Here is a 431-nt window from a genome sequence, read left to right as displayed (position 1 = left end):
CCACGCTCGATTCGTTCGATGGTCGGTCGTTTTCGAATGCGACGGCTGCGAGTCCGTGGACGTTCCCATCCATTGCATCGCTCGTCTCGGGCCGATATCCGCACGAACACGGTGGTCGATTCGATTCTGACCCGCGCGACCTCTCGTCAGAGCAGTTCCCGACCCGCCCGCGCTCGGACGTTCCAACACTCCCCGACCTGCTCGAATCAGCGGGCTACGAGACGGGGATGGTGAGCGCGATTCCGATGGCCGACAAGTCTGTCGGCGACCGCTTCCAGTCGGTCGACATCAAGTACACCGACGCCACAGAGCGGGTCGACACGGCTCTCGAATGGATGAGCAACCGCGACCGCTGGTTCCTACACCTCCAACTCGGTGACCCACACGCACCGCTCGACATTCCAGACAGACACCGCGAGCGGTTCGGAGTC

Annotated in this window: 1 protein-coding gene; it reads left to right on the top strand. The window is 62.9% G+C overall.

The window, feature by feature from the left end:
• A partial coding sequence (locus DVK06_RS18065) for a sulfatase-like hydrolase/transferase (protein WP_147438201.1) occupies window positions 1-431 on the top strand: 431 nt, incomplete at both ends.

This window comes from Halorubrum sp. Atlit-28R (assembly GCF_003665955.1).
In the GTDB taxonomy this organism is placed as follows: Archaea; Halobacteriota; Halobacteria; order Halobacteriales; family Haloferacaceae; genus Halorubrum; species Halorubrum tropicale.
The sequence above is the reverse complement of the archived record's forward strand: the minus strand, read 5'-3'. Positions and strand labels throughout refer to the sequence as shown.